Annotated in this window: 22 protein-coding genes; 6 read left to right on the forward strand and 16 right to left on the reverse strand. The window is 67.5% G+C overall.

All coding sequences use genetic code 11. The features are described 5' to 3' along the window. Positions 1 to 145: 145 nt before the first annotated feature. Positions 146 to 1,555 carry an aldehyde dehydrogenase family protein gene (locus PV396_RS35030; RefSeq protein WP_319211613.1) on the reverse strand — a complete coding sequence of 470 codons (1,410 nt, stop codon included), beginning with the start codon at positions 1,553 to 1,555 and terminating at the stop codon, positions 146 to 148. A 158-nt stretch (positions 1,556 to 1,713) separates the two neighbouring features. Here PV396_RS35030 and PV396_RS35035 point away from each other — a divergent pair, with 158 nt between their 5' ends. Continuing rightward, positions 1,714 to 2,331: a TetR/AcrR family transcriptional regulator gene (locus PV396_RS35035; protein WP_319211614.1), complete on the forward strand. Its 618-nt coding sequence runs from the start codon at positions 1,714 to 1,716 to the stop codon at positions 2,329 to 2,331. Between the two features lie 21 nt (positions 2,332 to 2,352). Here the strand turns inward: PV396_RS35035 and PV396_RS35040 are convergent, their stop codons facing one another. The 10 genes from PV396_RS35040 to PV396_RS35085 form a co-directional block, all read right to left on the reverse strand. Further along, complete coding sequence (locus PV396_RS35040; protein WP_319211616.1) at positions 2,353 to 3,822, reverse strand: class I adenylate-forming enzyme family protein; 1,470 nt, start codon at positions 3,820 to 3,822, stop codon at positions 2,353 to 2,355. 113 nt (positions 3,823 to 3,935) lie between these two features. Beyond that, the gene (locus PV396_RS35045; RefSeq protein ID WP_319211617.1) at positions 3,936 to 5,519 is read right to left on the reverse strand and encodes an acyl--CoA ligase family protein; all 1,584 of its coding nucleotides are present in this window, start codon (positions 5,517 to 5,519) and stop codon (positions 3,936 to 3,938) included. A 41-nt stretch (positions 5,520 to 5,560) separates the two neighbouring features. Then, positions 5,561 to 6,250 carry a helix-turn-helix domain-containing protein gene (locus PV396_RS35050; protein WP_319211619.1) on the reverse strand — a complete coding sequence of 230 codons (690 nt, stop codon included), beginning with the start codon at positions 6,248 to 6,250 and terminating at the stop codon, positions 5,561 to 5,563. A gap of 76 nt (positions 6,251 to 6,326) precedes the next feature. Then, positions 6,327 to 7,370: an LLM class flavin-dependent oxidoreductase gene (locus PV396_RS35055; protein WP_319211620.1), complete on the reverse strand. Its 1,044-nt coding sequence runs from the start codon at positions 7,368 to 7,370 to the stop codon at positions 6,327 to 6,329. Then, a complete protein-coding gene (locus tag PV396_RS35060; RefSeq protein ID WP_319211622.1) occupies positions 7,367 to 7,795 on the reverse strand; it encodes a PaaI family thioesterase in 429 nt (142 codons plus the stop codon). The genes PV396_RS35055 and PV396_RS35060 overlap by 4 nt, the downstream gene beginning before the upstream one ends. Positions 7,796 to 7,852: 57 nt before the next feature. Next, positions 7,853 to 8,737, reverse strand: coding sequence for an MBL fold metallo-hydrolase (locus tag PV396_RS35065; protein ID WP_319211624.1), 885 nt, complete (start codon positions 8,735 to 8,737; stop codon positions 7,853 to 7,855). Positions 8,738 to 8,820: 83 nt separating this feature from the next. Continuing rightward, positions 8,821 to 9,654, reverse strand: a complete 834-nt coding sequence (locus tag PV396_RS35070; protein WP_319211625.1) for an alpha/beta hydrolase — start codon at positions 9,652 to 9,654, stop codon at positions 8,821 to 8,823. Next, the gene (locus PV396_RS35075) at positions 9,651 to 10,556 is read right to left on the reverse strand and encodes an alpha/beta hydrolase (RefSeq protein WP_319211626.1); all 906 of its coding nucleotides are present in this window, start codon (positions 10,554 to 10,556) and stop codon (positions 9,651 to 9,653) included. The genes PV396_RS35070 and PV396_RS35075 overlap by 4 nt, the downstream gene beginning before the upstream one ends. Further along, on the reverse strand, positions 10,549 to 11,037 hold the full coding sequence (locus tag PV396_RS35080; RefSeq protein ID WP_319211628.1) for a hypothetical protein: 489 nt from the start codon (positions 11,035 to 11,037) through the stop codon (positions 10,549 to 10,551). Before PV396_RS35080 ends, PV396_RS35075 begins: the two co-directional genes overlap by 8 nt. A gap of 515 nt (positions 11,038 to 11,552) precedes the next feature. Further along, on the reverse strand, positions 11,553 to 12,128 hold the full coding sequence (locus tag PV396_RS35085) for a TetR/AcrR family transcriptional regulator (RefSeq protein WP_319211630.1): 576 nt from the start codon (positions 12,126 to 12,128) through the stop codon (positions 11,553 to 11,555). A gap of 129 nt (positions 12,129 to 12,257) precedes the next feature. Here PV396_RS35085 and PV396_RS35090 point away from each other — a divergent pair, with 129 nt between their 5' ends. The 3 genes from PV396_RS35090 to PV396_RS35100 are packed head-to-tail and all read left to right on the forward strand — an operon-like array spanning position 12,258 to position 15,255. After that, complete coding sequence (locus tag PV396_RS35090) at positions 12,258 to 13,451, forward strand: acyl-CoA dehydrogenase family protein (RefSeq protein WP_319211632.1); 1,194 nt, start codon at positions 12,258 to 12,260, stop codon at positions 13,449 to 13,451. Further along, positions 13,448 to 14,491 carry a phosphotransferase family protein gene (locus PV396_RS35095; protein WP_319211634.1) on the forward strand — a complete coding sequence of 348 codons (1,044 nt, stop codon included), beginning with the start codon at positions 13,448 to 13,450 and terminating at the stop codon, positions 14,489 to 14,491. Before PV396_RS35090 ends, PV396_RS35095 begins: the two co-directional genes overlap by 4 nt. After that, the gene (locus tag PV396_RS35100; RefSeq protein ID WP_319211636.1) at positions 14,488 to 15,255 is read left to right on the forward strand and encodes a glucose 1-dehydrogenase; all 768 of its coding nucleotides are present in this window, start codon (positions 14,488 to 14,490) and stop codon (positions 15,253 to 15,255) included. The genes PV396_RS35095 and PV396_RS35100 overlap by 4 nt, the downstream gene beginning before the upstream one ends. 154 nt (positions 15,256 to 15,409) lie before the next feature. Here PV396_RS35100 and PV396_RS35105 read toward each other — a convergent pair whose 3' ends face one another. From PV396_RS35105 to PV396_RS35125, 5 genes are all read right to left on the reverse strand, one after another. Next, positions 15,410 to 17,122 (reverse strand): GMC family oxidoreductase, encoded by a 1,713-nt coding sequence (locus tag PV396_RS35105; protein ID WP_319211638.1) that lies wholly within the window; start codon positions 17,120 to 17,122, stop codon positions 15,410 to 15,412. Further along, positions 17,119 to 17,676, reverse strand: coding sequence for a DUF302 domain-containing protein (locus PV396_RS35110; protein WP_319211640.1), 558 nt, complete (start codon positions 17,674 to 17,676; stop codon positions 17,119 to 17,121). The genes PV396_RS35105 and PV396_RS35110 overlap by 4 nt, the downstream gene beginning before the upstream one ends. Further along, positions 17,673 to 18,398: a flavin reductase family protein gene (locus tag PV396_RS35115; RefSeq protein ID WP_319211642.1), complete on the reverse strand. Its 726-nt coding sequence runs from the start codon at positions 18,396 to 18,398 to the stop codon at positions 17,673 to 17,675. The genes PV396_RS35110 and PV396_RS35115 overlap by 4 nt, the downstream gene beginning before the upstream one ends. Positions 18,399 to 19,715: 1,317 nt before the next feature. Beyond that, positions 19,716 to 20,720 (reverse strand): zinc-binding alcohol dehydrogenase family protein, encoded by a 1,005-nt coding sequence (locus tag PV396_RS35120; RefSeq protein ID WP_319211644.1) that lies wholly within the window; start codon positions 20,718 to 20,720, stop codon positions 19,716 to 19,718. A gap of 107 nt (positions 20,721 to 20,827) precedes the next feature. Next, on the reverse strand, positions 20,828 to 21,259 hold the full coding sequence (locus PV396_RS35125) for an Rrf2 family transcriptional regulator (RefSeq protein WP_319211646.1): 432 nt from the start codon (positions 21,257 to 21,259) through the stop codon (positions 20,828 to 20,830). A 923-nt stretch (positions 21,260 to 22,182) separates the two neighbouring features. Between PV396_RS35125 and PV396_RS35130 the strand changes: the two genes are divergently transcribed. After that, positions 22,183 to 22,575, forward strand: a complete 393-nt coding sequence (locus tag PV396_RS35130; protein WP_319211648.1) for a DUF485 domain-containing protein — start codon at positions 22,183 to 22,185, stop codon at positions 22,573 to 22,575. A gap of 10 nt (positions 22,576 to 22,585) precedes the next feature. Next, positions 22,586 to 24,199 carry a sodium:solute symporter family transporter gene (locus PV396_RS35135; RefSeq protein ID WP_319211692.1) on the forward strand — a complete coding sequence of 538 codons (1,614 nt, stop codon included), beginning with the start codon at positions 22,586 to 22,588 and terminating at the stop codon, positions 24,197 to 24,199. Positions 24,200 to 24,488 lie beyond the last annotated feature (289 nt).

A 24,488-nucleotide genomic window follows, 5' to 3' on the forward strand; every position in this document is an offset into this window, starting at 1 on the left:
CGCCGGTCCTCGGGCCCGCTCCCGCGAGAGCTGGACCCGCCGTGTCCGCGGTGTCGGCCGGTCGGTGGTTTCGTTTACGTGGTGGATGTGAGGCTCAGGGCCTCGTGCAGTCTTGGACGGCATCGCGACTCGATGCCCGCCCGGCTCACATGATCCGTCGCAGTACGCGGTCCTTGCGGCGGGTGTAGGGCGGATAGGTCACGCGCAGCGTGTCGGGCTGCAGCGGCTTGTCCAGCACCGACTTGGTGTGACTGAAGGTGTCCAGGGAGTGCGAGCCGTGGTAGCGGCCCATACCGCTCTCGCCGACCCCCCCGAAGGGCAGTCCCGGCACGGCGAGCTGGGCGGTCGGAACACCGAAGGCCAGACCGCCGGAGGAGGTCTCCGCGATCAGGCGCCGCTTGGAGCTCTTGGACGCGGTGAAGGCGTACAGGGCCAGCGGCTTGTCGCGCCCGGTGATGAAGGCGATCGCGGCGTCCAGGTCGGGGACCCGGACGATGGGCAGGATGGGACCGAAGATCTCCTCGCGCATCACTGCCGAGTCGGGGTCGACGTCGGCCAGGACGGTCGGGGCGATGTAGCGGGCGTCGCGGTCGTGGTCGCCGCCGACGACGGTTCGGCCGTCCTTCAGGAGGCCGGCCACCCGGTCGAAGTGGCGTTCGTTGATGATGCGGCCGTAGTCGTTGCTGCGGGCCGGGTCGGGGCCGTACATCTCGCGGATCGCATCGGTCAGGTGCGCCTCCATCTCGGTGCCCGCTTCGCCTATGGCGAGTACGTAGTCGGGTGCGACACAGGTCTGGCCCGCGTTCATGAACTTGCCCCAGGCGATGCGGCGGGCGGCCGTCGCGAGGTCCGCGCCGGGTTCGACCAGGGCCGGGCTCTTGCCGCCCAGTTCCAGGGTGACCGGGGTGAGGTGGCGGGCCGCGGCAGCCATGACGATGCGCCCGACCGTGCCGTTGCCGGTGTAGAAGATGTGGTCGAAGCGCTGATCCAGCAGGGCGGTCGTCTCCGGCACGCCTCCCTCGACGACGGCCACGGCCTGCGGGTCCAGGACCCGGGGCAGCCAGTGGGCGAGCACGGCCGAGGTCGCCGGGGCGACCTCGCTGGGCTTGAGGACGACGCAGTTCCCGGCAGCCAGCGCACCGATCAGAGGGGCCAGGGCCAGGTTGAGCGGATAGTTCCAGGGAGCGATGATCAGTACCGTGCCCAGCGGCTCGCGTACCGTCGAGGCGCGGGCCGGCATGAGTGACAGCGGCACGGAGACCCTGCTCGGGCGCAGCCACCGGTCGAGGTGGCGCAGGGTGTGGTCGATCTCCGCGACGAGGAAGCCGATCTCCATGACGTACGACTCGGTCGCGCTCTTGCCGAGGTCGGTGTGCAGCGCCTGCTCGAAGACCTCCTGATGCTCGGTCAGCAGAGTGCGCAGCGCTCGCAGCTGCTGCTTCCGCCAGGCCAGGGGCTTGGTGTGACCGGTCTGGAAGGTGGCACGCAGCCGGGTCACGGTTTCCGTCGCGTGAGCTGCCGTGGGGACGACGTTCACGTAGGTGTCTTGGCTCATGTGGACGAGCATATACGAAACGAAGCCGCTTCGTTTTTTAAGTGTAAGCTTTGGCGTGTGACCTCTCCCACGCATTCCGAACCCGTCGAGCAGCTGCCCGACCACGTCTTCCGGCGCGTCGGCGCCGACGCCTCCCGCAGGACCGCGGGAGCAGGCCAATGACCGGGGCGCCTGCGCGCCGGGGGCGCCCTCGCGACGCCACCCGGGACCGTGCGCTGCTGGACGCGACGCTGGCCGTCCTGAGCGAAAGCGGCTACGGCGGGCTCACCACCGCAGCCGTGGCCGCCCGCGCCGGAGTGTCCACCGCCACCCTCTACCGCCGCTGGCCCTCCAAGGAGCTCCTGGTCGTCGCCGCCGCCGCGACCTACGCCCAGGAACTCACGGCGGCCACTGACACCGGCACCCTCGAAGGGGACCTTCGCGCCCTGCTCCGCGACAAGGCCGCCTCCATGACCGGCAAGGAGGGAGGGGTGCTGCGGTCCCTGATCGCCGAGGCCGCGCACAACCTGCCGCTGGCCGAGGCGCTCACCAGCAGCTTCGTGACGCCCGGGCGCCAACTCGCGGTGGAGATCGTGCACCGCGCGGTCGCCCGGGGTGACATATCACCGGTCGACAACGTCGACCTCCTCGGCGACCTGGTGATCGGCCCCATGATGAGCAGGTTCTTCCTCACCCCGCTGATGCCGGACGAGGTGGACGCGGCGTCCGCAGCGGAGACGGCCGACCGCCTGTTGCCCTTCCTCCTGCGCGCCGTCGGCGGCACAGAGCACCGGTGAGTGTGACCCGCGCCGAGCGCGTCAGGCGCCGGCTGCCGCCGCGGCGTGGGCCGCCCGCACCGCGATCTTGTCGATCTTGCCGACCGCGTTCTTGGGGATGGCCTCCTCGACGAAATAGGAGATCGGCCGCTTGTAGCCGCTGAGACTGCGCGCACAGAGCGCCTCCAGCCCTGCCGGATCGACCGTCCGACCGGGTCGCGGCTGCACGTAGGCGACGACGACCTCTCCCCACTTCTCGTCGGGTACACCGATCACGGCCACCTCGAGGACGGACGGATCGCCGGCCAGGACGTCCTCGATCTCCTTGGGGTAGATGTTCTCCCCGCCGCGGATGATGATGTCCTTCGACCGCCCGACCAGGGTCAGATACCCGTCGGCGTCGAGGTGGCCGACATCACCGGTGTGCAGCCAACCGTCGACGACGGTCCGGGCTGTTTCGTCCGGACGCCCCAGATAGCCGCGCATGATGTTGGCGCCCCTGACGAGGATCTCACCGTTCTTTCCCGGTCCGCACGCGGCGCCGCTCTCGTCGACGACGCGAATCTCCTGCCCCGGGAAGGGAAGCCCCACCGTCCCCGCCCGTCGGGGGCCGGCGAGGGGGTTGACGGTGCAGGCACAGGTGGTCTCGGACAGCCCGTATCCCTCTATGAGCGGGAACCCGTACCGGGCCTCGAACCGAATCAGCAGTTCAGCCGGGGCGGGTGCCGAGCCACAGATACCGAACCGCAGGGACGAGGTGTCGGGCCGCACGGCGTCCGGCAGGGCCGCGAGCATGTTGTAGATGGTGGGAACGGCGCTGAAGAAGGTGGGGCGCTCGCGCTCGACGACATCGAAGAAACTGTGGGGGTCGAAACGGTCCGCGATGACCACGCCGGCGCCCGCAAGCAGCGGCGTGAGCACGCCGACCACGACGCCGTTGACGTGGAAGAGCGGCAGGATCAGCAGGCTCCGGTCGGCCTGCCCCAGCTCGAGCGCTTCGCGGGCCATGTCGGTCATGGCGTCGATGTTGGCGTGGTCGAGCATCACGCCCTTCGGAACACCGGTGGTGCCGCTGGTGTAGATGAGCAAGGCCAGTGCGGAGGGGTCCTGATCTACCGCGCGGTCCCTCTTCGCGCTCTCTTCGTGCAGGTCGGCAACGGCGAGCGTGGTGATGCCGCCCACAGCAGTCGTACCGTCCTCGACCACGATTAGGCGTGCGCCGGAGTCCTTCAACTGTCGCCCGACCTCGGCGTCGTTCAGCTTCGGATTGACCGGCGTGACCGTGGCGCCGAGCCGCCAGGACGCGAACATCAGGATCACGAACTCGACGCGGTTCGTCAGATTGAGGGCCACGACGTCACCGGACCCGATCCCAAGGTCCTGGAGGTGGCGTGCTGCCCCTCGGACACGGTCCAGGAACTGAGTGTTGGTCAGCGACTGACGCCCGTCGGAGACCGCATGTCCGTCCGGGTCGAGTTCGGCGCGGCGGTCGGGCAGCGAGGCGAAATTCATGGCGATATACCTGTCCTGGGTGAAGTGCCATCCGGTCAAGGAGCCGAAGTGGCCGACGTCTTATGTGGGCTGCGGCCGGTCGGGACGGAAGCAGCCGTCCCGTGCTGTCTGCTTCAGAAGCCTCGGTCATCGGAGGCGACCCGCTCGCCTTCACGGAGCAGGTACTTCTGGATCTTTCCGGTGGAGGTGCGGGGCAGTTCACCGAAGACGACCCGCTTGGGCGCCTTGAACCGTGCGATCCGCGATTTGACGTGGTCGACGATGTCCTGCTCGGTGGCGATGGCATCCCGCCGCAGGACGACGTAGGCGACCGGCACTTCGCCCCAGCGCTCGTCCGGGGCGCCGACCACGGCGGCTTCGAGGACCGCCGGATGGCTGGCGATGGCCTGTTCGACCTCGATCGAGGTGATGTTCTCTCCGCCGGAGATGATGACGTCCTTGCTGCGGTCCCTCAACTCGATGTACCCGTCGGGATGGCGGACGCCGAGGTCGCCGGTGCGGAACCAGCCGTCCGGTGCGGCCGCGGCGGTCGCGGCGTCGTCCTTGAAGTAACCCAGCATGAGGTTGTTGCCGCGCAGTCGGATCTCACCGATCGTGGTGCCGTCCGCGGGGACGTCCCTCCCACCGTCGACCACCCGGGCGGTGAGGCCGATGACGTTGGCCACGCCCTGCCGGGCGCGGAGTCTTGACTGCTCGGCGGCGTCGAGGCCGTTCCATTCGGGGTGCCAGTCGCACAGCACCGCCGGCCCGAACGTCTCGGTCAGTCCGTACAGGTGGGTGACGTCGACACGCAGTGCTTCCGCAGCGGCGAGCAGGGTCGGGCTCGGTGGCGCTCCACCGGTGAGGAAGCGGATGACGCCGTCCGAGGCGCGGCCGGCCTCTGGGGCGTCCACCACCATGGAGAGCACGGCGGGGGCGCCGCACAGGTGGGTGATGTGTTCACTCTGGATGTGCCGCCAGATCTCGGAGGCCTCCACTTTGGGCAGACATACGTGTGTGCCGCCGACGGCGGTGACCGCCCACGGAAAGGACCAGCCGTTGCAGTGGAACATCGGCAGAGTCCACAAGTATGCGGAGGATGCACTCAGTTGGGTGTGTGCGACCATCGCGAGCGCCTGGAGGTAGGCCCCGCGGTGGTGGTACATGACGCCCTTGGGACGGCCGGTTGTTCCAGAGGTGTAGTTGAGGGACAGAAGCGCTCGCTCGTCGGACAGGAGAACGGCTGTGGGCACAGCCGCCGCGAGGAGTCGTTCGTAGGCGCCATCGTCTCCCGGGCCCGCGCGCAGGACCACGGGCGGGTCGGGCATACCCGCGATCGCCGTGGCCACGAGATCGTCGAACTGCGGGTCCAGCAGGAGCACCGCACTTTCCGAGTGCTCGAGGATGTAGCGCACCTCACGGGCGGAGAGGCGGGTATTGATCGTGAGCAGGGGCGCACCGGCCCACGGGACGCCGTAGTGTGCCTCGAGCATGACGTGCGTATTGGGTGCCAGTACGGCGACCGGGCGGCCGTTCGCCAGCGGGGCCAGGACGCCGGCGAGCCGCCGACATCGGTCGCGCAACTCGGCGTAGGTGAAGCGTCGGCCCCCATCGATCACCGCCGTGCGCTCGGGAAACACCGCGGCCGACCGGTCCAGGAACGAGACGGGACTCAGGGGTTCGAATGACAGGGTGGGTGCCGCCGGGTTGAAGCTCATGCATCGCTCCTTCATGCTCCGGCGGCAGGGGCGCTCGCGCGCTAGACCCCTAGGAACACCGGATAATCGATCTCTGTACTGGACATCAGGTCGAAGGCACGCTCGACCACTTCTTCCGAACCGACGGCCACCTGCAGATCTCCCGACTGGACCGCGTCGAGCGCTCGCATGCCGCCGAAAACAAGCTTGAGGAAGATCCGACACCGGCAGGTGATTTCCAGGTCGGGGCGGACGGGTGCGGGGCCGCTCCTTGTCCGCATCCGGCCATCGGCGATCTCGATATGAAACGTCTCTCTGCCCACGTGCATCTCGTAGATCTCCTTGAGACCGACGAGCTTGTCCGGCGCGACAACGCTGGACACGCTGAGGGCGATGAGATCCGCCCGGGTGGTCTTCGGATCGATGTCCGGAGACGGCGGGAGACCAAGGCCCCACCGGCCGAGCGCGGTGAGCGCCTCCCGGAGCCCCTCACCCCTCTCTGTGAGCTCGTACACGGCCACTCCTGCGGGAGGCGGCAGGGTGGTCCGGTGAACGACCCCGGCGTCTTCCAGGCCGCGCAGTCGCGTGGTAAGCCGATTCGGTCCGAGGGCCGGGAGTATGTCGACGAGATCCTTGAAACGCTTGGGTCCCAGCAACAGCTCGCGCACGATCAACAGGGTCCAACGCTCGCCGAGAACGTCCATGGAACGGGCGAGCGGGCACATCTGGCCGTATGTCCTGGCGGTTGTCATGCTTCTACTGTACGGCTTGATAACTCTCCACTATAGGACTTGTACACCGGTGCCTAGCCTGACTCGCACGTGGCCCTCATCGTCGTATGCCCACTGCGTCTGCGAAGGCTTCGAGCTCACGGCGGATGTCGCCGGCGGGTTGGTACATGATCTCGGTGACGCCGTTCGCCGCCAGGTCATGGACCTTGGCCAGGACGTCGCCGGCTGTGCCGGTGAGGGTGACGTGCTCGACCAACGTGTGGGCGCCGGCGTTCCAGGCGGCGGTATCGGCGTCGTTCAGGTGCAGCAGGTGCCCGTTGTGCACCGCGAGGTGGCGCCGGCCCTCCGGTGTCTCCTGGAGCACGGCCAGCCACTCCAGCCCTCCGGGCAGCGCCTTGACGGCTTCCTCGCCGCCGAGTTCGTAGGAGACGTGGAACACCTGCGCCAGTCCGGGACCTGCGGCCGCGCGCAGTCTCTCACTGTTGAGGGGTTCCCCGTCTTCCAGCACCGACCCAAGGGTCAGGTAGGAGACTTTCTCAAACTCTCTGGCCTGCTCGGGGACGCCGCCGACGACGAACAGACCATCCCCGAGCGATGCGGCGATCTCCATGCCCTTGGGGCCGATCGCTCCGATGTAGACAGGGATGGTGTCCAGTGTGCCCGGGAGCGATTCGGCGGTGTGCAGCATACGGAGCGGGCCACCCTCCCACTCGGCCGTTTCGCCACGGAGAAGCGCGCGGAACGTCTTGACGTAGCGGGACAGGTACGCCCAGGAGACGGGCTGTTGCCCCATCGCCCGACGGCTGGTGTAGCCGGTGCCGAAGGCCACGGCGACCCGCCCGGGGGCCAGGCGTTCGAGCGCCGCCGCGCCGCTGGCGTTGACCATCGGGTGGCGCAGCGCCGGTACGAGAACGCCGGGCCCGAGCCCGATGCGGTGGGTGCGCTCGGCGGCCAGGGCCAGGCACATCCACACGTCGGGGCTCTGCTGCGGTGTGTCGTACAACCACGCACGCCGGTAGCCGAGTTCTTCGGCGATCCGGATGTGCTCCGGGGTTTCCAGCGTGGTCGCGAACGCCGCTGATACGTCAAGGCCCGCCGGACTCCGGCCGAAGGCAGCGGAGCCAGAAGAAGTGCTTGTCATGAGTGCTGCCTCAAGGTGTTCGGGAGTTCTGCGGCCGGGACATTGGCCAGCCGCAACTGTCCGTGGGCGATGAGCTTGCCGGTGTCGGCGCTGGTGACGGCCACCTGCCACAATTGCTGGCTGCGGCCCTGCTGGATCGCTTCGGCCAGCACCTGGACCGTCCCGGCGGTGATCGGCCGGATGAAGTCCGTGCTGTTGGCCACGCCTACGGCGACCTGGTCGCGATCGGCCACCGCCGCCGACGCACCGACGGTGGCGGCGGATTCCACGGCGGCCGTGTAGACCCCGCCGTGCACCACTCCCCAGGGTGTGTGGTGTTCGGCGCCCAGCAGCATCTCGCCCCGCACCCGTTTCTCCGCGACCTCGGTGAAGCGCAGCCCGACGGCCTCCACGAACGCGCTGCGGAACACGTCGAAGCCTGGCAAGGGCGCTCCGTCACGGCCGGCTGGCGCATTGGTTCTGGGCTGTGTCACCTGCCGCCCCTATTCGCTCGCCTGATTGGCGTCGCCTGCGGTCACCGCGGGCAAGGGAACTCCGAGGAGGCCGTGCGCGCCGTACCAGACAGGGCCGATGTTGAGCCGGTCGGGATAGCGGGTGGTGATCTCGTCGAAGAACTGCTGCGGGGTGGGCTTCTCGGCGAGCAGGCGCTGCGCGTCGCGCAGGTACTGGCGGGTCTCGTCGATGATGGCCGGATCGTCGGGCAGGTCACGATTCTTGTGTCCGGCGACCACGGAGCGGGGGTTGAGCGAGTCGAGGACGTCGAGCGCCGCCAGCCATGACTCGAAGCCGCCGCCAGGGGTCTCCAGCAGCATCTGGTGTACGCCGTTGTAGACGACGTCGCCTCCGACGATCAGGCCGATCGAGGGGACGTGCAGCACGGTCGTGTCGTCGGTGTCGGTGTGGCCGACCTCGACCGCCTCGATCCGGTGCCCCTCCAACGTGAACCCGTCCGCGGGGACCGGCCGGTAAACGAGTGGGGAGTCGGGAATGAGGCCGGGGAAGTCTGCGTCCCAGAACTGCTCGCGCCCTTGGATGTTGCGCCGCATGATCCCGATGGTGCCCTCGGTGGCATACGGAATGGCTCCGGGGAAGCGCTTCAGCAGTTCGCCGGTGCCGAACCAGTGGTCGCCATGGCCGTGCGTGGCGTAAATGTGGGTCAGGCGCTTGCCGGAGCGCTCGACCCAGTCTCCGACCTGCTGTGTCTGCTCGCGGGTGAACGGCGGGTCGACCAGCACGGCCTCCCGCTCCCCGAGGATCAGCGTCGACGCCAGAGGGGACGACACGATCGGACCGCCGTCAGGCAGCCGCTCAGGCCGCGCTCGCGGGACCCCGTCGCTGACGTACACGTCATATGTCAGTTCAGCCATGCTTGGTGTGTTCCTTTCGATACCCCGTGAGGCGCTGTGTCGTGTTGCCGGACTCACGGCCGACGCGCGACTGCTCGAAGGTGCTATCCGAGCGGTGCGAGGAATTCCCTGATCAGAGCCGCCACCTTGGTGGGCTCCTCGCAGGGAGACAGGTGGGCGACGCGCGGCAGCACCTTGAGTCGGGCGCCGACGATGCGGCCAACAAGATCATCGGAATGTGGAGCCTGCGGCAACGCCTTGTCCTCGGCGCCGGCGATCACCAGGGTGGGGACCGTGATCCGGTGCAGGACATCGACCACATCACTGCGGTCGCCCAACACCGACCGCGCGGCGCGGGCCAGCCCTGCGGTGTCGAGGCGGTTCACCCTTTCCACGAACTTGGAAACGAAGACGCTGTTGTGGCGGCGGGTGTGGTCGCTGAGCATCCCGGCCGCGACCAGCCGGCCCATGCCACCCGGAACTCCGGTCCGGATGAGTAGGGCGGTCATGCGGACTCTGAGGCGTTCGGGCAGGCCCACACCGCGGGCACTGGTGTTGGACAGGACCAGGGCGGTAACGCGCTGCGGCGCCATGAGAGCGACCCGCAGGGCCACAAAACCGCCCCACGACAGTCCTACTAGGGCAGCCCGGTCGACGGCTGCGTCGTCGAGCACCTGAAGCGCGGCCTCACCGCACTCCTCCATGGTGAACCGCCGCGTGACCGGCGCGCTGCCGCCCGTGCCGGGAGGGTCGACCAGCAGCGTCCGCCACCCGAGCTCGTGCAGGTCGGCCAGATGCGTGCCCCAACAGGTCTCGCCATCGCTGAACAAGCTCGGCCACAGCAGTGCCACGGGGCCGTCGGCGGGACCGGCATCCTGCACGCGGAGCGGGCCCAGCGTGGTCGATACGGTGAGAACACGAGTGGATGGTGTCGTCACAGGTGACGCTCCCACCAGTCCAGGGCGGCCCGGCTGCCGGGCTCGTAGCCGTCGAAGTAGATGCCGTAGTGGTCAATGCCGGGGATGACCTGGTAATCGACGACACCACCGGCAGTGTTCTTGATGATTTCCGCCGCGCGGGCCCCGTTGTCGGCGATGGGGAACATCTCCTCGTTGCCGGCGTCGATGATCAAGGTGGGGATCCGCAGCCGTTCGACTTGGGCGAGCGGGTTGAAGTGCGCCAGCTTCGCCAGGTACGGAGTACCCGTCATGTTCGGCCACGGATCGACGTTCTGGGGAATCGGGTCCGCGTCACCGCGGGCGGTGTCGATGGCACGCTTGCGGGCGAGTTGCGCGGCGGGTCCGCCCAGGGGGGCGATGGCGGCCACCTGCACGGCCAGTGCCTTGACGCGGGGGTCGTTGGCGGCCAGGTGTACGGCGATGCCTCCGCCGAAGCTGGTGCCCCACAGTCCGATGCGGGCGGGGTCGACGTTGGGCTCGCCCTCGATGTAGTCCAGCGCCGCGCGCAGATTCGCCGTCCAGGCGAACGGATCCACGAGGTCGCGGATGAACCGCACTTGGGCGTGTGCCTGGTTGCCTTCGTCGAGGTCAGGGGCGTCGCCGACCAACTGCAGCGGGGATCCCGAGTCGAACCAGCTGCCTTGTGTGAAGGTCAGGGTGATCATTCCGGCGGAGGCGAACAGGGCCGCGTAGCGTTCCGCGGTGAGTTTGCTCCCGCCCCAGCCGTGAGACAGCACGACGGCGGGCAGGGCGGCGTCGGTGCCGACCGCCGTCGGTCGGTACAGGTCCGCGTCGAGCGCGATGCCGTCGCTCCACACGGTGACCTTCTGCCGGCCCACGCCGTCGGGCATGATCAGTGGCGGATAGACCTTCTCAGCCACGACTCGCCTCTTCCAGAGCCGCTTCGACGGGCCACGCCTCAGCGAGGCTGTTCTTGTCGGTCGCCGCCGAGTGGATGCCTACCACACGCCAGCCCTTGTCGGACTTGGCCACGCTGAACTGCACCACCCAACGCTGGATCTCACTCTCGTCGGCACGGCGCCGCGACCAGATCACCTCGACCGCGGCACCGACGGTGTTGTAGACGAACACCCGCCGATCGGGCACCACGGTGTGGCTGTATCCCGCCTCCCGCAGAGGCGCGTAATTCATGTCCAGGAAAGCGAGCACGCTCGCATCGTCGAGGCACCAGAACGACTGTTCCAGCCCCGTGACGTGCAACGGAGTGCCCCAGTAGTCGTGAATGAACTCGGGTCCCTCGTCGGACGTGCCCGAGGCCACGGCGATCCAGCGCGGCAGATAGTCCTCGAAGAACCATTCCGTCACCTCGGCGCGAGTAGCGGCGAGTGGATTTTCAGACATATCGGCAGATTCCTTTCGGGAAGGACCGCAGGAGTCGACGGCCGTGCGCGGGTCGCGTGGGCAGCCACTGCGGCCAGGCCTGGCGCTCGACAGCGGGGGCCAACCCCTCAGCAGTTGCGCTCCGTTTCGGCGACACGGTCCACGGGGCACGAGCACTCTCCGAACCGGTGGCCGCGCACGGCACCGGCACCCAGGGAATGCCGTCCACCGAGTGGCCCCTTCGCCATGTCGAGGGACAGTAGCAGCGACTATATGGAATGTATAGCGCAAAGCACTCGCCCAGTTGTCTCCGACCGTGACAGTCGCCTACAGACGAGACCTTGCCGCGGAGCGCCACGGCCCACCTGCATGGGCAGTCCGTTGCGGGGGCTCCGCCCCAGGTCGCCGCTCGCCGACGAACCGGAGCCCACTGCCAGGTCAAAAGCGGCTTCGTCCAGCACAGGGCCCCCGTTACGGACCTCGGTTGATCACACCGCCAGGCAGTTCACCAGAAGAGCGGCCTTACGACTGGAGCACTAACCATCAGAGCCCGCCCCCGCCAGCCGGAGGGCGAAGTCTCCGTACCGCCAGACGATCGCGTCCTCGGCGAGTTCGCCGTCCTCGCGGTACCACGCCGCGACGCCCATACCGAGGTCGAGGATGGCGTAGGAGACCAGTCGCGCGGAGGCCACCTGAAAGCACCCCTCCGCGACGCCCGCGTCGACGATCGCGCGAAAGCCGGCTTCGTACTCCGCGCGCAAGGCAAGCACGTGACTGCGGTGCGGCTCGACGAGAGAGCGGATCTCACGGTTGCCGACGAAGGCTTCGAGCCGGTGCCGGGCGTGGTAGCGAACGTGCGCCTCGGTGGCCCTGCGAAGGCGTACCACCGGGTCACCGCCGCTGGTAATGGCTGCGCGGTGCGCGGCCAGGAGGTCCTCCATCGTGCCGATCATGATCCGGGCAAGCACGTCCTGCTTGGACGCGATGTGCTTGTACAGACTGGGGCCGCGGATACCCACCGCGCGTCCGATGTCAGACATCGTGGTCGCCTCGTAGCCGAGGCGCGTGAACAGTTCCAGCGCTGCGGCACGGATGTCGTTGGCTCGACTCACTCTCGCCTCCCCTTCAGGACTAACACACGATAGCCGACCTGCCATGGCTGTGACATGCACCATGGTGCGCATCACCAAGCGACCGCTTAGAGTCACGGCTAATTCTCATTAGCCAGATTGGGAGGCGCCATGGCAGTCGACCTCAGCCCCGACCCCGTCGCTGCGGACCTCGCGCGGCGCACCGCCGACTTCGTGCGCGAGGTGGTGATCCCTGTCGAGGAAAAGCACCACGGCGTCGCGCGCACCGAGAAGGTCCGGATCGGGCTGCAGCGGGCCGCGAAGGACGCGGGAGTGTTCGCGCCGCACGTCGGCACGGAGTTCGGGGGGCACGGGCTGGACATGCGGAGCAGGGCCGCCGTGTTCGAGGAGGCCGGGTACTCCCTGCTGGGTCCGCTGGCGCTGAACATCGCTGCCCCCGACGAGGGCAACATGCACATGCTGGAAGCCATCGCCACCGCCGAGCAGAAGGAGCGCTACCTGCGCCCGCTCGCGACCGGCGCCGTCCGGTCCTGCTTCGCGATGACGGAGCCGGCGCCAGGCGCGGGCTCCGACCCCAGCGCCCTGACGACCCGCGCGCAGCGCGTGCCCGGCGGTTGGCGCATCGACGGACACAAGTGGTTCATCACCGGCGCCGACGGCGCCGGGTTCGCGATCTGCATGGCCAGGACCTCGGGCGAACCCGGTGAGCAGGGCGGCGCGACCATGTTCCTGGTCGACGCCGACAACCCCGGCATGAAGATCGTGCGGCACATCGAGACGCTCGACGAGAGTCTCTACGGCGGTCACGTCGAGCTGCGCTTCGACAACTGCGTCGTACCGGACGAGGCGGTGCTCGGCGAGGTCGACCAGGGCTTCCGCTACGCACAGGTGCGGCTCGGGCCCGCCAGGACAACCCACTGCATGCGGTGGCTGGGCATTGCCCGCCGCGCGCAGGACATAGCCGTCGCCCGGGCCGCCGACCGTCGGCTGTTCGGCTCCCGGCTCGGCGATCTCGGCATGGTGCAGCAGATGATCGCCGACAACGAGATCGACATCGCCGCCGCCCGTGGACTGATCCTTCAGGCCTGCTGGGATCTCGACCAGGGCCGGTCGGCCTCGCAGTCCACCTCGATCGCCAAGGCCTTCAGCGCCGAAGCGGTGTGGCGGGTCGTGGACCGGTCGCTGCAGATCTGCGGCTCGCTCGGAGTGTCCGGCGACATCCTGCTCGCCCGCTTCCTGCGCGAGGTGAGGCCCTTCAGGATCTACGACGGCCCGTCCGAGACCCATCGCTGGGCCATCGCCCGCCGCGTGCTCCGCCGCCACACCGAGACGGCCGCACGATGACCGGCGCGTATCAGACCACCGTGGACGGCCTCGACCTGCCCGCTCTGGAACGGTTCTTCAGTGAGCACGTACCCCAGTTTCACGGACGGCTCACCGCCGAGCTGCTGCAGGGAGGACGGTCGAACCTGACCTACCTGGTCACCGACGGGCAGACGCGATGGGTTGTCCGCCGTCCTCCGCTCGGCGGGCTCACCCCCTCCGCGCACGACATGCAACGCGAGTACCGGGTGGTCGCCGCGCTGGCGGCCAGTGGCGTACCCGTGGCCCGTGCCGTGGCCATCGGGAGGGCAGACGACGCCCTGGGGGTGCCTTTCTCCGTGGTCGAACACGTCGACGGCAGGGTGATCCGGACCGTCGAGCAGCTGCACGCCCTGCCGGACAGCGAGATCGCGCGCTGCGCGTACGGCCTGGTCAACGTCCTCGCGCGCCTGCACGCCGTCGATCCCGGCGCCGTCGGGCTCACCGGATTCGGACGGCCGCAGGGCTACCTGACGCGCCAGGTCCAGCGCTGGTACGACCAGTGGCAACGCGTCCGAACCCGCGAACTCGTCGACATGGAACGCCTGTACGCCGGCCTCGCCGCCGCCTGTCCGGCGGAGAGCGGCGCGTCGATCGTGCACGGCGACTACCGCATCGACAACGCCATCCTCGACCACGGCGACCCTGCGATCGTGCGTGCGGTGGTCGACTGGGAGATGGCCACCCTCGGCGACCCCCTCGCCGACCTCGGTCTGCATCTCGTCTACACCGACCCGGTTTTCGCGCCCGTGCTCAACGGATCGGCCGCCTCCACCAGCGACCGCCTGCCCACTCCGGCCGACCTCGCCCAGCGCTACGCCGAGGCCAGCAACCGGGATCTCGGCGACCTCGGGTTCTACCTCGCGCTGGGCTACTTCAAGATCGCCGTCATCGCCGAGGGAATACACGCCCGCTTCCAGCAAGGGCTGACCCTCGGCACAGGATTCGACACAGTCGGGCAGGCCGTCGCGCCACTCACCGCCGCCGGACTTCGAGCACTGACACACCTGGAGCCACTATGAGCAACGTCCTCGACCTCTTCCGGCTCGACGGCAAGGTCGCCGTCGTCACCGGAGCGAGCTCCGGCCTCGGCGCCGGATTCGCTCGAGCGCTCGCGGAGGCCGGCGCCGACGTCGTCCTCGCCGCCCGCCGCGCCGACCGACTGACCGAAGTCGCAAAGCACGTACAGGACACCGGCCGCCGCGCCCTCACCGTCGCCACCGACATCGGCGATCCAGAGCAGTGCGAGGCGATGGCCCGCGCGGCATTCGACGAGTTCGGCCGCGTCGACATCCTGATCAACAACGCCGGCATCGGCACGGCCGTTCCCGCGTTGAAGGAGCGCCCGGAGGACTTCCGCAGCGTCATCGACATCAACCTCAACGGCGCCTACTGGGCGGCGCAGGCCTGCGGCCGGGTCATGGAGCCCGGCTCCAGCATCATCAACGTGGCCAGCGTGCTCGGGCTGATCAAGTCGTTTGCCCCGCAGGCTGCCTACGCCGCCAGCAAGGCCGGCCTCATCGGCCTCACCCGCGACCTCGCCCAGCAATGGACCGGACGCCGCGGCATCCGGGTCAATGCCATCGCACCGGGATACTTCGCCAGCGAGATGACCTCCCAGATTCCCGAGGAGCAGGTCATGACATTCATCAGGCAGAACAGTCCGATGGGCCGGCCGGGGCTGCAACGTGAGCTCGACGCCGCGATCGTCTTCCTCGCCGGCCCCGCCTCGTCCTACATCACCGGCACCACGCTCGCCGTTGACGGCGGCATGTCCGGTCACTGACGGGACGCCCGTCCAACTCGACGGCGGCTCAGGCCGCCGACGATGTTGGGCGGGCACATTCATGTACCAACGCCCGCGCTCACGGCCCCCGGACACCACACAACTGACGGGACCGGCGTACCGGTCCCGTCAGTTGCCCGCAGTGCGAGGGGGATCAGCCCACGATCGGCAGCCGCAGGGCCGCCGGGGCCGTCGCCGGGACGGCCGGGTTCTCCGGGGCCACGGGGGTAAGCCGTCGGTAGGGCTGCGACTGGGAGGGGCGCGGATCCGTCTCGCCCTTGTTGGGCCAGAACGAGAAAGCACGTTCCGCCTTGGCGGTGATGGTCAGCGAGGGGTTCACACCGAGGTTCGCCGTCAGCGCGGTCCCGTCCACGACGGACAGTCCCGGGTAGTTGAACACCCGGTGGTACGGGTCGATCACGCCGTCCTCCGGCGAGGTCCCGATCGGCGCACCGCCGAAGAAGTGCGCGGTCATCGGCCTGTTGAAGATCTCGCCCCACGTCCCGCCCGCAATGCCACGGATGTGCTCGGCCGCACGCAGATTCGCCTCGTGACCGGCCGGGATGAACGTCGGGTTCGGCGCGCCATGCCCCTGTTTCGAGGTGAATCTGCGGCGCCCGAACAGACCACGCTTGGTGTAAGTGGTGATCGAGTTGTCCAGACTCTGCATCACCAGCAGCAGCATCGATCGCTCACTCCACCGGTAGCCGTTGACCAGCAACGTCATCGACCTGACCGGCTCCCGCACGATGGTACGCAGCATTTGCAGCCAACGCGGCATGGGCAGCGAACCGTCGGTGGCAACGGTCTGCAGCAAACTCATCGAGTTGCTTCCCTTGCCGTACCGCACGGCCTGGATGTGCGTGTCGTCGTCCGGATGGATCGACGACGTGACCGACACGCCCCGGGTGAAGTCTGATCCGGGGTCGACCGCCGACCGGCTGACGGCGATGATCGCCTCCGAGTTCGTGCGGGTCAGCTCCCCCAATCGCGGGGAAAGATCCGGCAATACGTCGTCGTCCCGCATCCGGTGCAACAAGCGTTGCGTCCCCCAGGTGCCGGCGGCCAGGACGACCTGGTTCGCCGTCAGACTGCGCCGGAAGCGGCGTGACCGCCGGCCCGTCCGGTGGACGTCCACCTCGAAGGACCCGTCGGATCGGGGCCGTACCGCGTCCACAGTGGTCAGCGGCATGACCGTCGCACCGGCGCGCTCCGCGATGTAGAGGTAGTTCTTGACCAGAGTGTTCTTAGCGCCGACCCGGCACCCCGTCATGCAGGAGCCGCACTCGGTGCACCCGGTGCGCCGGGGCCCGACGCCGCCGAAGAAGGGGTCGTCGGCGGCTTTGCCAGGCTCGCCGAAATGCACTGCGACCGGGGCCGGTTGGTAGGAGTCCGCCACGCCCATGTCGGTCGCGACTTTGAGCATCACCTTGTCGCAGGCGGTCGTGGTCGGGTTGGTGACCACCCCCAGCATGCGGCCGGCCTGGTCGTAGTAGGGCGCCAGTTCCGACTCCCAGTCGGTGATGTGCGCCCACTGCCGGTCCACATAGAACGGCTTGGGCGGCTGATACAGGGCGTTGGCGTAGACGAGTGAACCGCCGCCGACGCCGGCGCCCGCGTTCACGATGACGTCCTTGAGCGGGTGGATGCGCTGGATGCCGAAGCAGCCGAGCGCGGGCGCCCACAGGTAGCGTCGGAGGTCCCATGACGTCTTGGCGAACTCGTCGTCGGCGAACCGGCGGCCCGCCTCGATCACGGCGACCCGGTAGCCCTTCTCCGTGAGCCTGAGGGCCGCGACACTTCCCCCGAATCCCGAACCGACAACTATCACGTCGTAGTCAGATTCACTGGCCGTAGGGGATGTCATGAGAGCTGCCTCCGGTCCCCGATCCCCGTCCACCGCGTCAGCCCGGCGGGAACGACGAGGCCAAGGGTGGTGAACAGGTCGGCGAGTTTACCGTCCAGATATACGCCGACCTCGGTGATTTCCGGATCGTCGAAACTCGAGAAGCGGGTGCTGGGCTGATCAACGGAGAACCACAACCGGTCGTCGTGGTCCTCGTAGATGGTGGTGCGCAGGGGCGCGTAGAGCATGACCCCAGGGTTGTGGCGATACATGCGCTCGGCAATAGTGTGGTTGCCCATGAGGTAGGCAGTGCAGCGGGTCGCGTGCCCAGCCACTCGCATCATCAGGTCGGTCTCGCCACGCCAGTACAGCAGGAAATCGTGCGGGGCTTGCTGAGCGGTTATCCGGCGGATCGTGGCCCAGTCGGTGCGGTCCGGATCGAGATCACCGAAGTGGCTCGGGTCGAAGGAAGGAACCGCCTGCTCGTAGCGCTGACGAAATTCCTCGAACGGCAGGTCGACCGCGATTTCGAGTCGGCGCACTCGATTGATGACAACGCGCGTCCGACCGGTCACCGCTCATCTCCCGGCATGATGGATCCGGACGGCGACCACTCGGTAGTGTCGATCATCGAGTAGTTCTCATCGTGCTTGTCGAGTCGCTGCATTCGGCGACCGTCGAACCGTGCGAGGGTTTCGCTGTCCAGGGGCGGGACAAACGCGTTGTTCACCACCGTGTATTCGGCGGCCAGCCGACCGATCGGCGCGACAGCACCGGTGTCGATCCGCCCGTTGGGCAGGTAGAGGTCATCGCGGATATAGAACTGCACAACCCGCCCCACCACGAGGTGGTTGATTTTGTCCGCTGCGGGGACAATCATTTCAACTACGCACTCAAACGCAATCGGGGCGCCCTCGATACGAGGTGGTTTCACGGCGGAGCTGGGCACCTTCTTCACCCCGACCATGTCGAACTCGTCCTCATCGGGTTCGAATTCGCGCGCGCTGAGATGCAGGGGAAGTGCCTGCGGCAGAGTAGCCAGGTGGGTCACGAATTCGCCGGTGTCGCGCATGTTCACAAAGCTGTCTTTGAGCGTGACGCCGTCGGACCGGGGCTGAATAGACAATGAAACCATAGGGGGCTTACGGCCCACCACGGTGAAGAACGAGATCGGCGCCAGGTTTCCGACCCCATCTTCCGACAGAGTGCTGACCCATGCAATGGGTCGTGGAATGACGCTGCCGATCAGCAATTTGTACGCTGCTTCGGCCGTGAGATTCTCGGCGTCGATGTACATTCGGTCATCCCTTCAGCGAACTGGGTCGACTGATCAGCCTCGGCCCCGTTGCCATGCGTACGTAGATCGAGCAATCCGGTTTATTGAGGCGTGCGGTGCCAGAGCATGAAGTCAACTCAGTCGAGCCGACGATTTCCGGCATGCGATTCGTGTCTGCACACGATCCTGCGAACGATCAGAGCGACCTGGCGCCCTGTCACTGCGTCGAGCCGACCCGGACATCCAACCGGAGTTGGTCCCGGAGGGCACCGCCTCGGCAGCTGACATTGCTTCAACGGCCACCACCCACCAGACGGCGCGGACCAGCACCCGCACGTCGCGCACGCGACCAGCGCATGCGGTCACCCTTCCCAGGCCACCTGGCCCGCCGACCTCTCGCAGACTCCCTGCGCGAGATGCGGACGCAGCCGCAGCCCACAGCCCCGCAAGCGACTCCCTCGTCATGACCGAAGACGCTAGCAGGCACTATAAGAAAGGTATAGCTCTGATCGTGTCAAGGCTTCGGCGATCACAGCCACAGAGGCCCGCTCGGCGCCCCATGCATGGATGGCGTCCACCGGCGACCGAGTTCGCCGCGAGGCCACATCGACACCCCGGCCCCGGCCCCCCGGCCGAACTCGGCCTCGGCCTTGACATCGCCATGGCGGACACCGCGAGCTCCCTACAACGGCAAGGCCGCGTTCCAACGGCACGGTGAGCTGCGCCAAGCCGGTGCAGGTGACCGTCACGGGCAACGTCACCCAGGTGAAGAAGCGCGACCTCATCCGGGGCTCCTACTCCACGTCGGTGTCCTGCACCCCGGGCGCTCCGGCCGCCTGGACCGGCACGGCCGTACCGACCGGCTCGGTCCCCTCCAGAAGGGGGCCTTCGAAGTCGAGGGCCGCGCGACGGCGACGGACCCGGACTATGCCCAGGCGGTCACGGTCAGCGAGACGGTGGATGTCCGCCTCACCCGGGTCTGAGCCACACGTCCTGCCGCACAGCCACACCGCCCGACCCGGGCCCTGTTTCTCCGGAGGAGCGAGGCTCGGGGCAGGTCGTGTCGCACCACCCGACCGGGCGCCCTGCCCTACCGGCACCAAACGGCCAGGTGCCGGCCGCCGACAGAGCCGGAACGACGGGGACCACCTGGCCGGTGATCCCCCATGAGGGTGCCCGTCGGGTCGAACTCAGTGGGCCGGTCTCACGACGTTCTTGAGTCACGCCGTCGGGGCGCGCGGCCGGAGGCCGGTGGGTGCCTGTTCGGTGTCCGGTCGTCCCAGGGGGCAACGGTTAGCCGGGGCTTCGACTTGTCGATCAGGCGCTCGACGGCAGAGGTCACTGTCCGGGGGCTGCGAAGGTGAGCAGGACGCGGCCGAACGGCCTGTCCTCCATCAGGTGGCGCTGGGCCTGCGCGGCCTGTTCGAGCGGGAAGACGGTGCCGATCGTCGGGCTGATGGTGCCTGCGGCGAGCCAGTCGAGCAGCGTGGTGATCGCGGCTCCGAGAACCGACGGCCTGAACAAGGCGAATTTGAAGCCTTGAACGTGGAGGGCCTTCCAGATCAGGTCGGTGACGTTGACGGATGCCTGCGTCCCGCCCGAGTAGCCGACGCTGACCAGCGTTCCGCTCCTCGCCAGGGACCCCAGGGCCTCGCCGGTCAGCGGGCCGCCGATCCCGTCGAGTACGACGTCCACACCCCGGCCGTCAGTCAGCCTCGCCACCCCCTCCCTCAGGGATTCCTGGGACAGGTCGATGACGTCGTAGCCGGCCTTGCGTCCGAGGACGGCCTTCTCCGTCGTGCTGGCGGTGGAGATGGCCGTGGCGGCACCGAGGACTCGGGCGACCTCCACCCCGCCGAAGCCGACGGATCCTCCGATGCCCGGAGCGAGCACGCTCTGCCCCGGCTGGAAGGAGACGAGTTCGGTGAGGGCGAGGTAGGCGGTGAGGTATCCGGCGCCGGTGACCAGGGCAGCCACGTCGAGGTCCGAAACGTCATCAGGCAGCGGAAGAAGGTGGGCCGGGTCGGCTTCGAGGTATTCGCGCCAAGTCCCGTCCTGGAGGGTGCCGTAACCGGGGCCAGCGATCAGTACGCGTGTGCCCTCGGGCAGTCCGGTGGTCCCCGGATCTTCCACTCGGCCCACTCCGACGCCGCCGGGGACGATCGGCAGGGGCTTGTGCAGTTCCGGAGCCATGTGGCCGGCGCGGATCGTGTTATCGAGGGGAGTGACGCCGGCAACCGTCATCCGGACCACTGCCGTTCCCTCGCCGGGGCGGGGGTCGGGAAGCTCGACCAAGGTGAGTTCGGAGTAGTCGCCGAATCGTTCGTAACGGATGCCTCGCATCGGGACTCCTTCTGCGCGATGTCGATGAGATGGAATGTAACTTAGTTGGTTACATTTGAAGGTTGAAGAAAAGCCCACAAGCGTGGGCTTGTTGATGGACGCCGGCCTCAGGAGGAGGCGAGGCTTTCGGCCAGCGCGTCGGCCACAGTGGTGTTGCGCAGTTCATCCCGCACAGCTTGTTCGACTCCTCCGTAGACGGCGTTCAGAGCCGACTGAATCCCGCGCCCCACCGGACACCGCTGGCTGGGCTCGCTGGCGTGCATCGCAAACATGCGCTCCGGTTCGAGTGCGTCGTAAACCTGCGCCAGAGAGACCGACTCGGCGGGGTGCGCGAGACTCCATCCGGCACCGTTCCCCCGCTGGACGGTGACCAGCCCGGCGTCGCGCAGCTGCCCCAGGATCCTGCGGATCACCACGGGGTTGGTGTTGACGCTTGCCGCGATCTGCTCAGACGTCACCACGTGGTGGTCGTCCCGTACCGCGAGGGCCATCCACGCCAAGATGTGCACGGCAACAGTGAACCGACTGTTGGCACTCATCACCTTCTCCAATCACAACCAACCTAGTTACATCTGGGGAACGCAGTCAAGTCACGGCTGTGCAGCGGCTAGAGAAGACAGACTGCTCACGACTCAACACGCAGCCCAGCCAGCCCGGTGGTCGACTCGCCGGCGTCGAGCAGATGGGTGCCGACAGCGCCGAGGGCGATAGCAGCGGTGGCGCCAACTCACCCTCACCCGCGGGCACACGTGCGCCCCTCGGCCATAACGGCGAGCGCGCCCTGGAGATCACCATCGACTACGCCAAGCAGCGGGTCCAGTTCGGCCGCCCTATCGGGTTCCTGCCAAGCGGCGATGCACCGGCTCGCCGACGCCTACGTGCTGGTGGAATCCGCCCGTTGAGCCGCGCTTCGCGCGGCTTTCGCCGTGGCCGCGGCCCCGTCCGGGTTGAGTCAGGAAGCTAACAAGTTGTGCGGCAAGGGTGATTCAAGGTCGCGAGCTGGGCCTTCCTCATACCTGATCGCCTACACCACGTGGCGGAACACCACCTTCGACGGCTTGCGAGTCCCGAAGTCTCGTTGGCGCTCAGTGACATGACCCACACATCTCCCAGACTGTTGACAGGCCATCACGGAGTCCATGATCCTCCTGGTCAGAACATGGCGCATCACGGCAACAGCGGCTTGTCGGTACGCGCACGCTTTCGCGAGGTCCGGCAGAAACCTCACGGTCCGTGCCCCACCCTTCCTCCGCGTTGATCCGCCAGGCCCCCGGCACAGCACCCTGTGCATCGAGTGGCACAGATGCGAGCAGCCCCCATGTGCTGCGTGCCGTGCTTCCTCTGGGCGCCACACCCGTTGGCCCTTGCTCCACCACCGTCATCCCGTTGTCGGCCGGATCCTCCTGCCGACCACGGACGCTACGCGCTGCGCCGTTACCCACCCTCAATGCCTGGAGATTCCGTGCATCCGCATTTCCCCCCGAATCCCCCTGGCAGCCCGCCAGCACCGCTCCAAACGCACAATGCCGGACGCTCACAACACGTCAACAGGCTCCGCGAGACCGCACATCGTGCGCAGCGCGATTTCCTGGTCGTCAACGGGATCCCCTTCGCTGTCGGCATCACGCTGTCCTGCTTCACCGACGTGCCCGCAGTGCAGGTGTACGGCAAACTCACCCTGGGGCTGGTGTGGGGCGTTCTGCAGTGCGCCCTGTTCATCGCCACTGCCTGGTTGTACGAGATGCGCAGTAGCCGGTTTGCCGATCCCCTCGAGCAGGCTCTGACCGCCGACGTACGCCACACCGATGTATCCGGTGTCTCCGATGTTGCCTCCGTCAACGGTTCCCGGTGGTGACCCGGTGACCATGGACATCCTGGGCTCGGCCGTACTCGACCCGATCGGTTCCGACGCGAGACGCCCCGTGATCATCGCCTTCCTCATCTTCATCGGAGCGGCGCTGCTGTGGCTCTTCACCCTCGCCACAGCGGAGGAGGAGGATCCAGAGAGGCTTTATGTCGCCAACCGGTCCCTCTCCCCAGTCATCAACGGATTCGCCATAGCCGGGGAACAGATCTCAGTCGTCACCCTTTTGGGGGTCTCCGGCGGTGTCGCGCTGTTCGGTTACGACGGGTTCACGTACGCCCTCGACTGCCTGATCATGCTCGGTGTGATGCTGCTCCTCGCGCAGAAGATACGCACCAGCGGTCGCTACACCCTCGGCGACCTCTTCGCCTTGCGGGCGTCAGGACCGGGGCCCCGCATCGCCGCTACCGCGGTGACGCTGGCCATCACTGTCCCTCTCATCGTGATCAACCTGCGTGTCGCCGGCACCAGTACGGCCCTCCTGATCGGCATGACGACCGACGGAGCGCAGGTGGTGTGCACGATCCTGATGGGCTGCCTCGTCGCCTGCTTCGCCGCAGTAGCTGGCCTGAGAGGCAACAGTTTCATGCACGTTGTCAAGGTTCCGCTGACCCTGACGGCGCTCGCGGTGATCACACTGCTGGCCGTCAGGAAATTCGACTGGGACCCTGGATCTCTGCTCTCGGCCGCGGTGGACAAGAGTATGGCGCCGGACGAATATCTCAAGCCGGGGTTCTGGCCCTACACGGCGAGTCTCGGCTCACTCAACACATTCGGCAGTCACATCGTCCTCATCCTCGGCATGGCCGTGATGCCTTACCAGATTCTACGGGTCAGCGCGTCCCGAACGGGCCGCACTGCACGGCGATCCATGAGCATCGCCACGGGACTGGTCGGCGCATTCGTTCTCCTGCTGATCACCACCGGCTTCGCATCAGCAGCCGTGGTGGGCGCGTCCGGTATCGGCGCAGTCGATGTCACTGGGCAGTCCTCCCCGATCCAGCTGGCCTCGGAGGTGCTCCAACACGGTTCGACGGGACGCATCGTGCTCATCACCGTCTTGGCATGCGTCGTGATCCTCACTGTGATCACGACGATGACCAGCGTGACCTTCGCTGCCGCCGTCTCCCTCAGCCACGATGTGTTCGCGCGTGGCAAGCGCCCCCGCACGGAAACCGGAGAGGTGCGGGCACTGCGCGTGGCCGCCGTCAGCGTGTGTGCGGTGGGCCTGTCACTGGCCGCTGTCATCCACCGTTATCCGATTGAATTCATGGCCGCCTTCTCGATCAGTGTTTCGGCTTCGTGCGTCTTCCCTGCATTGATCTACTCCTTCTTCTGGAGTCGCTTCAACCGTCGAGGACTACTGTGGTCCGTCTACGGAGGCCTACTGCTCTGCACCATCCTCACGGTCTTCTCGCCCATCGTCTCGGGGACCACGTTCGCGCTGTGGCCGCAAGCGAGTTTCGACTGGTACCCGTACCAGACCCCAGGTCTGATTTCCGTACCTGCAGCGTTCGCCCTGGGTTGGCTGGGCAGCATCACCTCGTCCCGAGAACCCCAAGTCGACTTCCGGCACGTACAACACGAAATCCTGACAGGACAGAGAGCCGGATGACCGGCCACGGATCCGTACCCGGAGAGGCGAGTGAGCTGACGGATGGCCCAAGGCAGTCGCCTCAGAACTGGGCACAGGCGCGCAGGTCGCATCAGCCGAGTGGGTACCGACAAGAACGATCGCGTGGCACGGGCATCTCGATGAACACGGCAGAAACCCGGGTCTTCGAAGTTGAGCGGTGTCCCTCGTCTCGGGCACTGACGTCGTGTCACGGTGCGTGACTGTCGTTATGGTGATCATCCCCTGGCCGCAGGGCGCCCGTGGGCCTGGGTGATTGAGCCCTCTCCAC

The sequence above is a fragment of the Streptomyces sp. ME02-8801-2C genome, assembly GCF_033793965.1.
GTDB lineage: Bacteria > Actinomycetota > Actinomycetes > Streptomycetales > Streptomycetaceae > Streptomyces.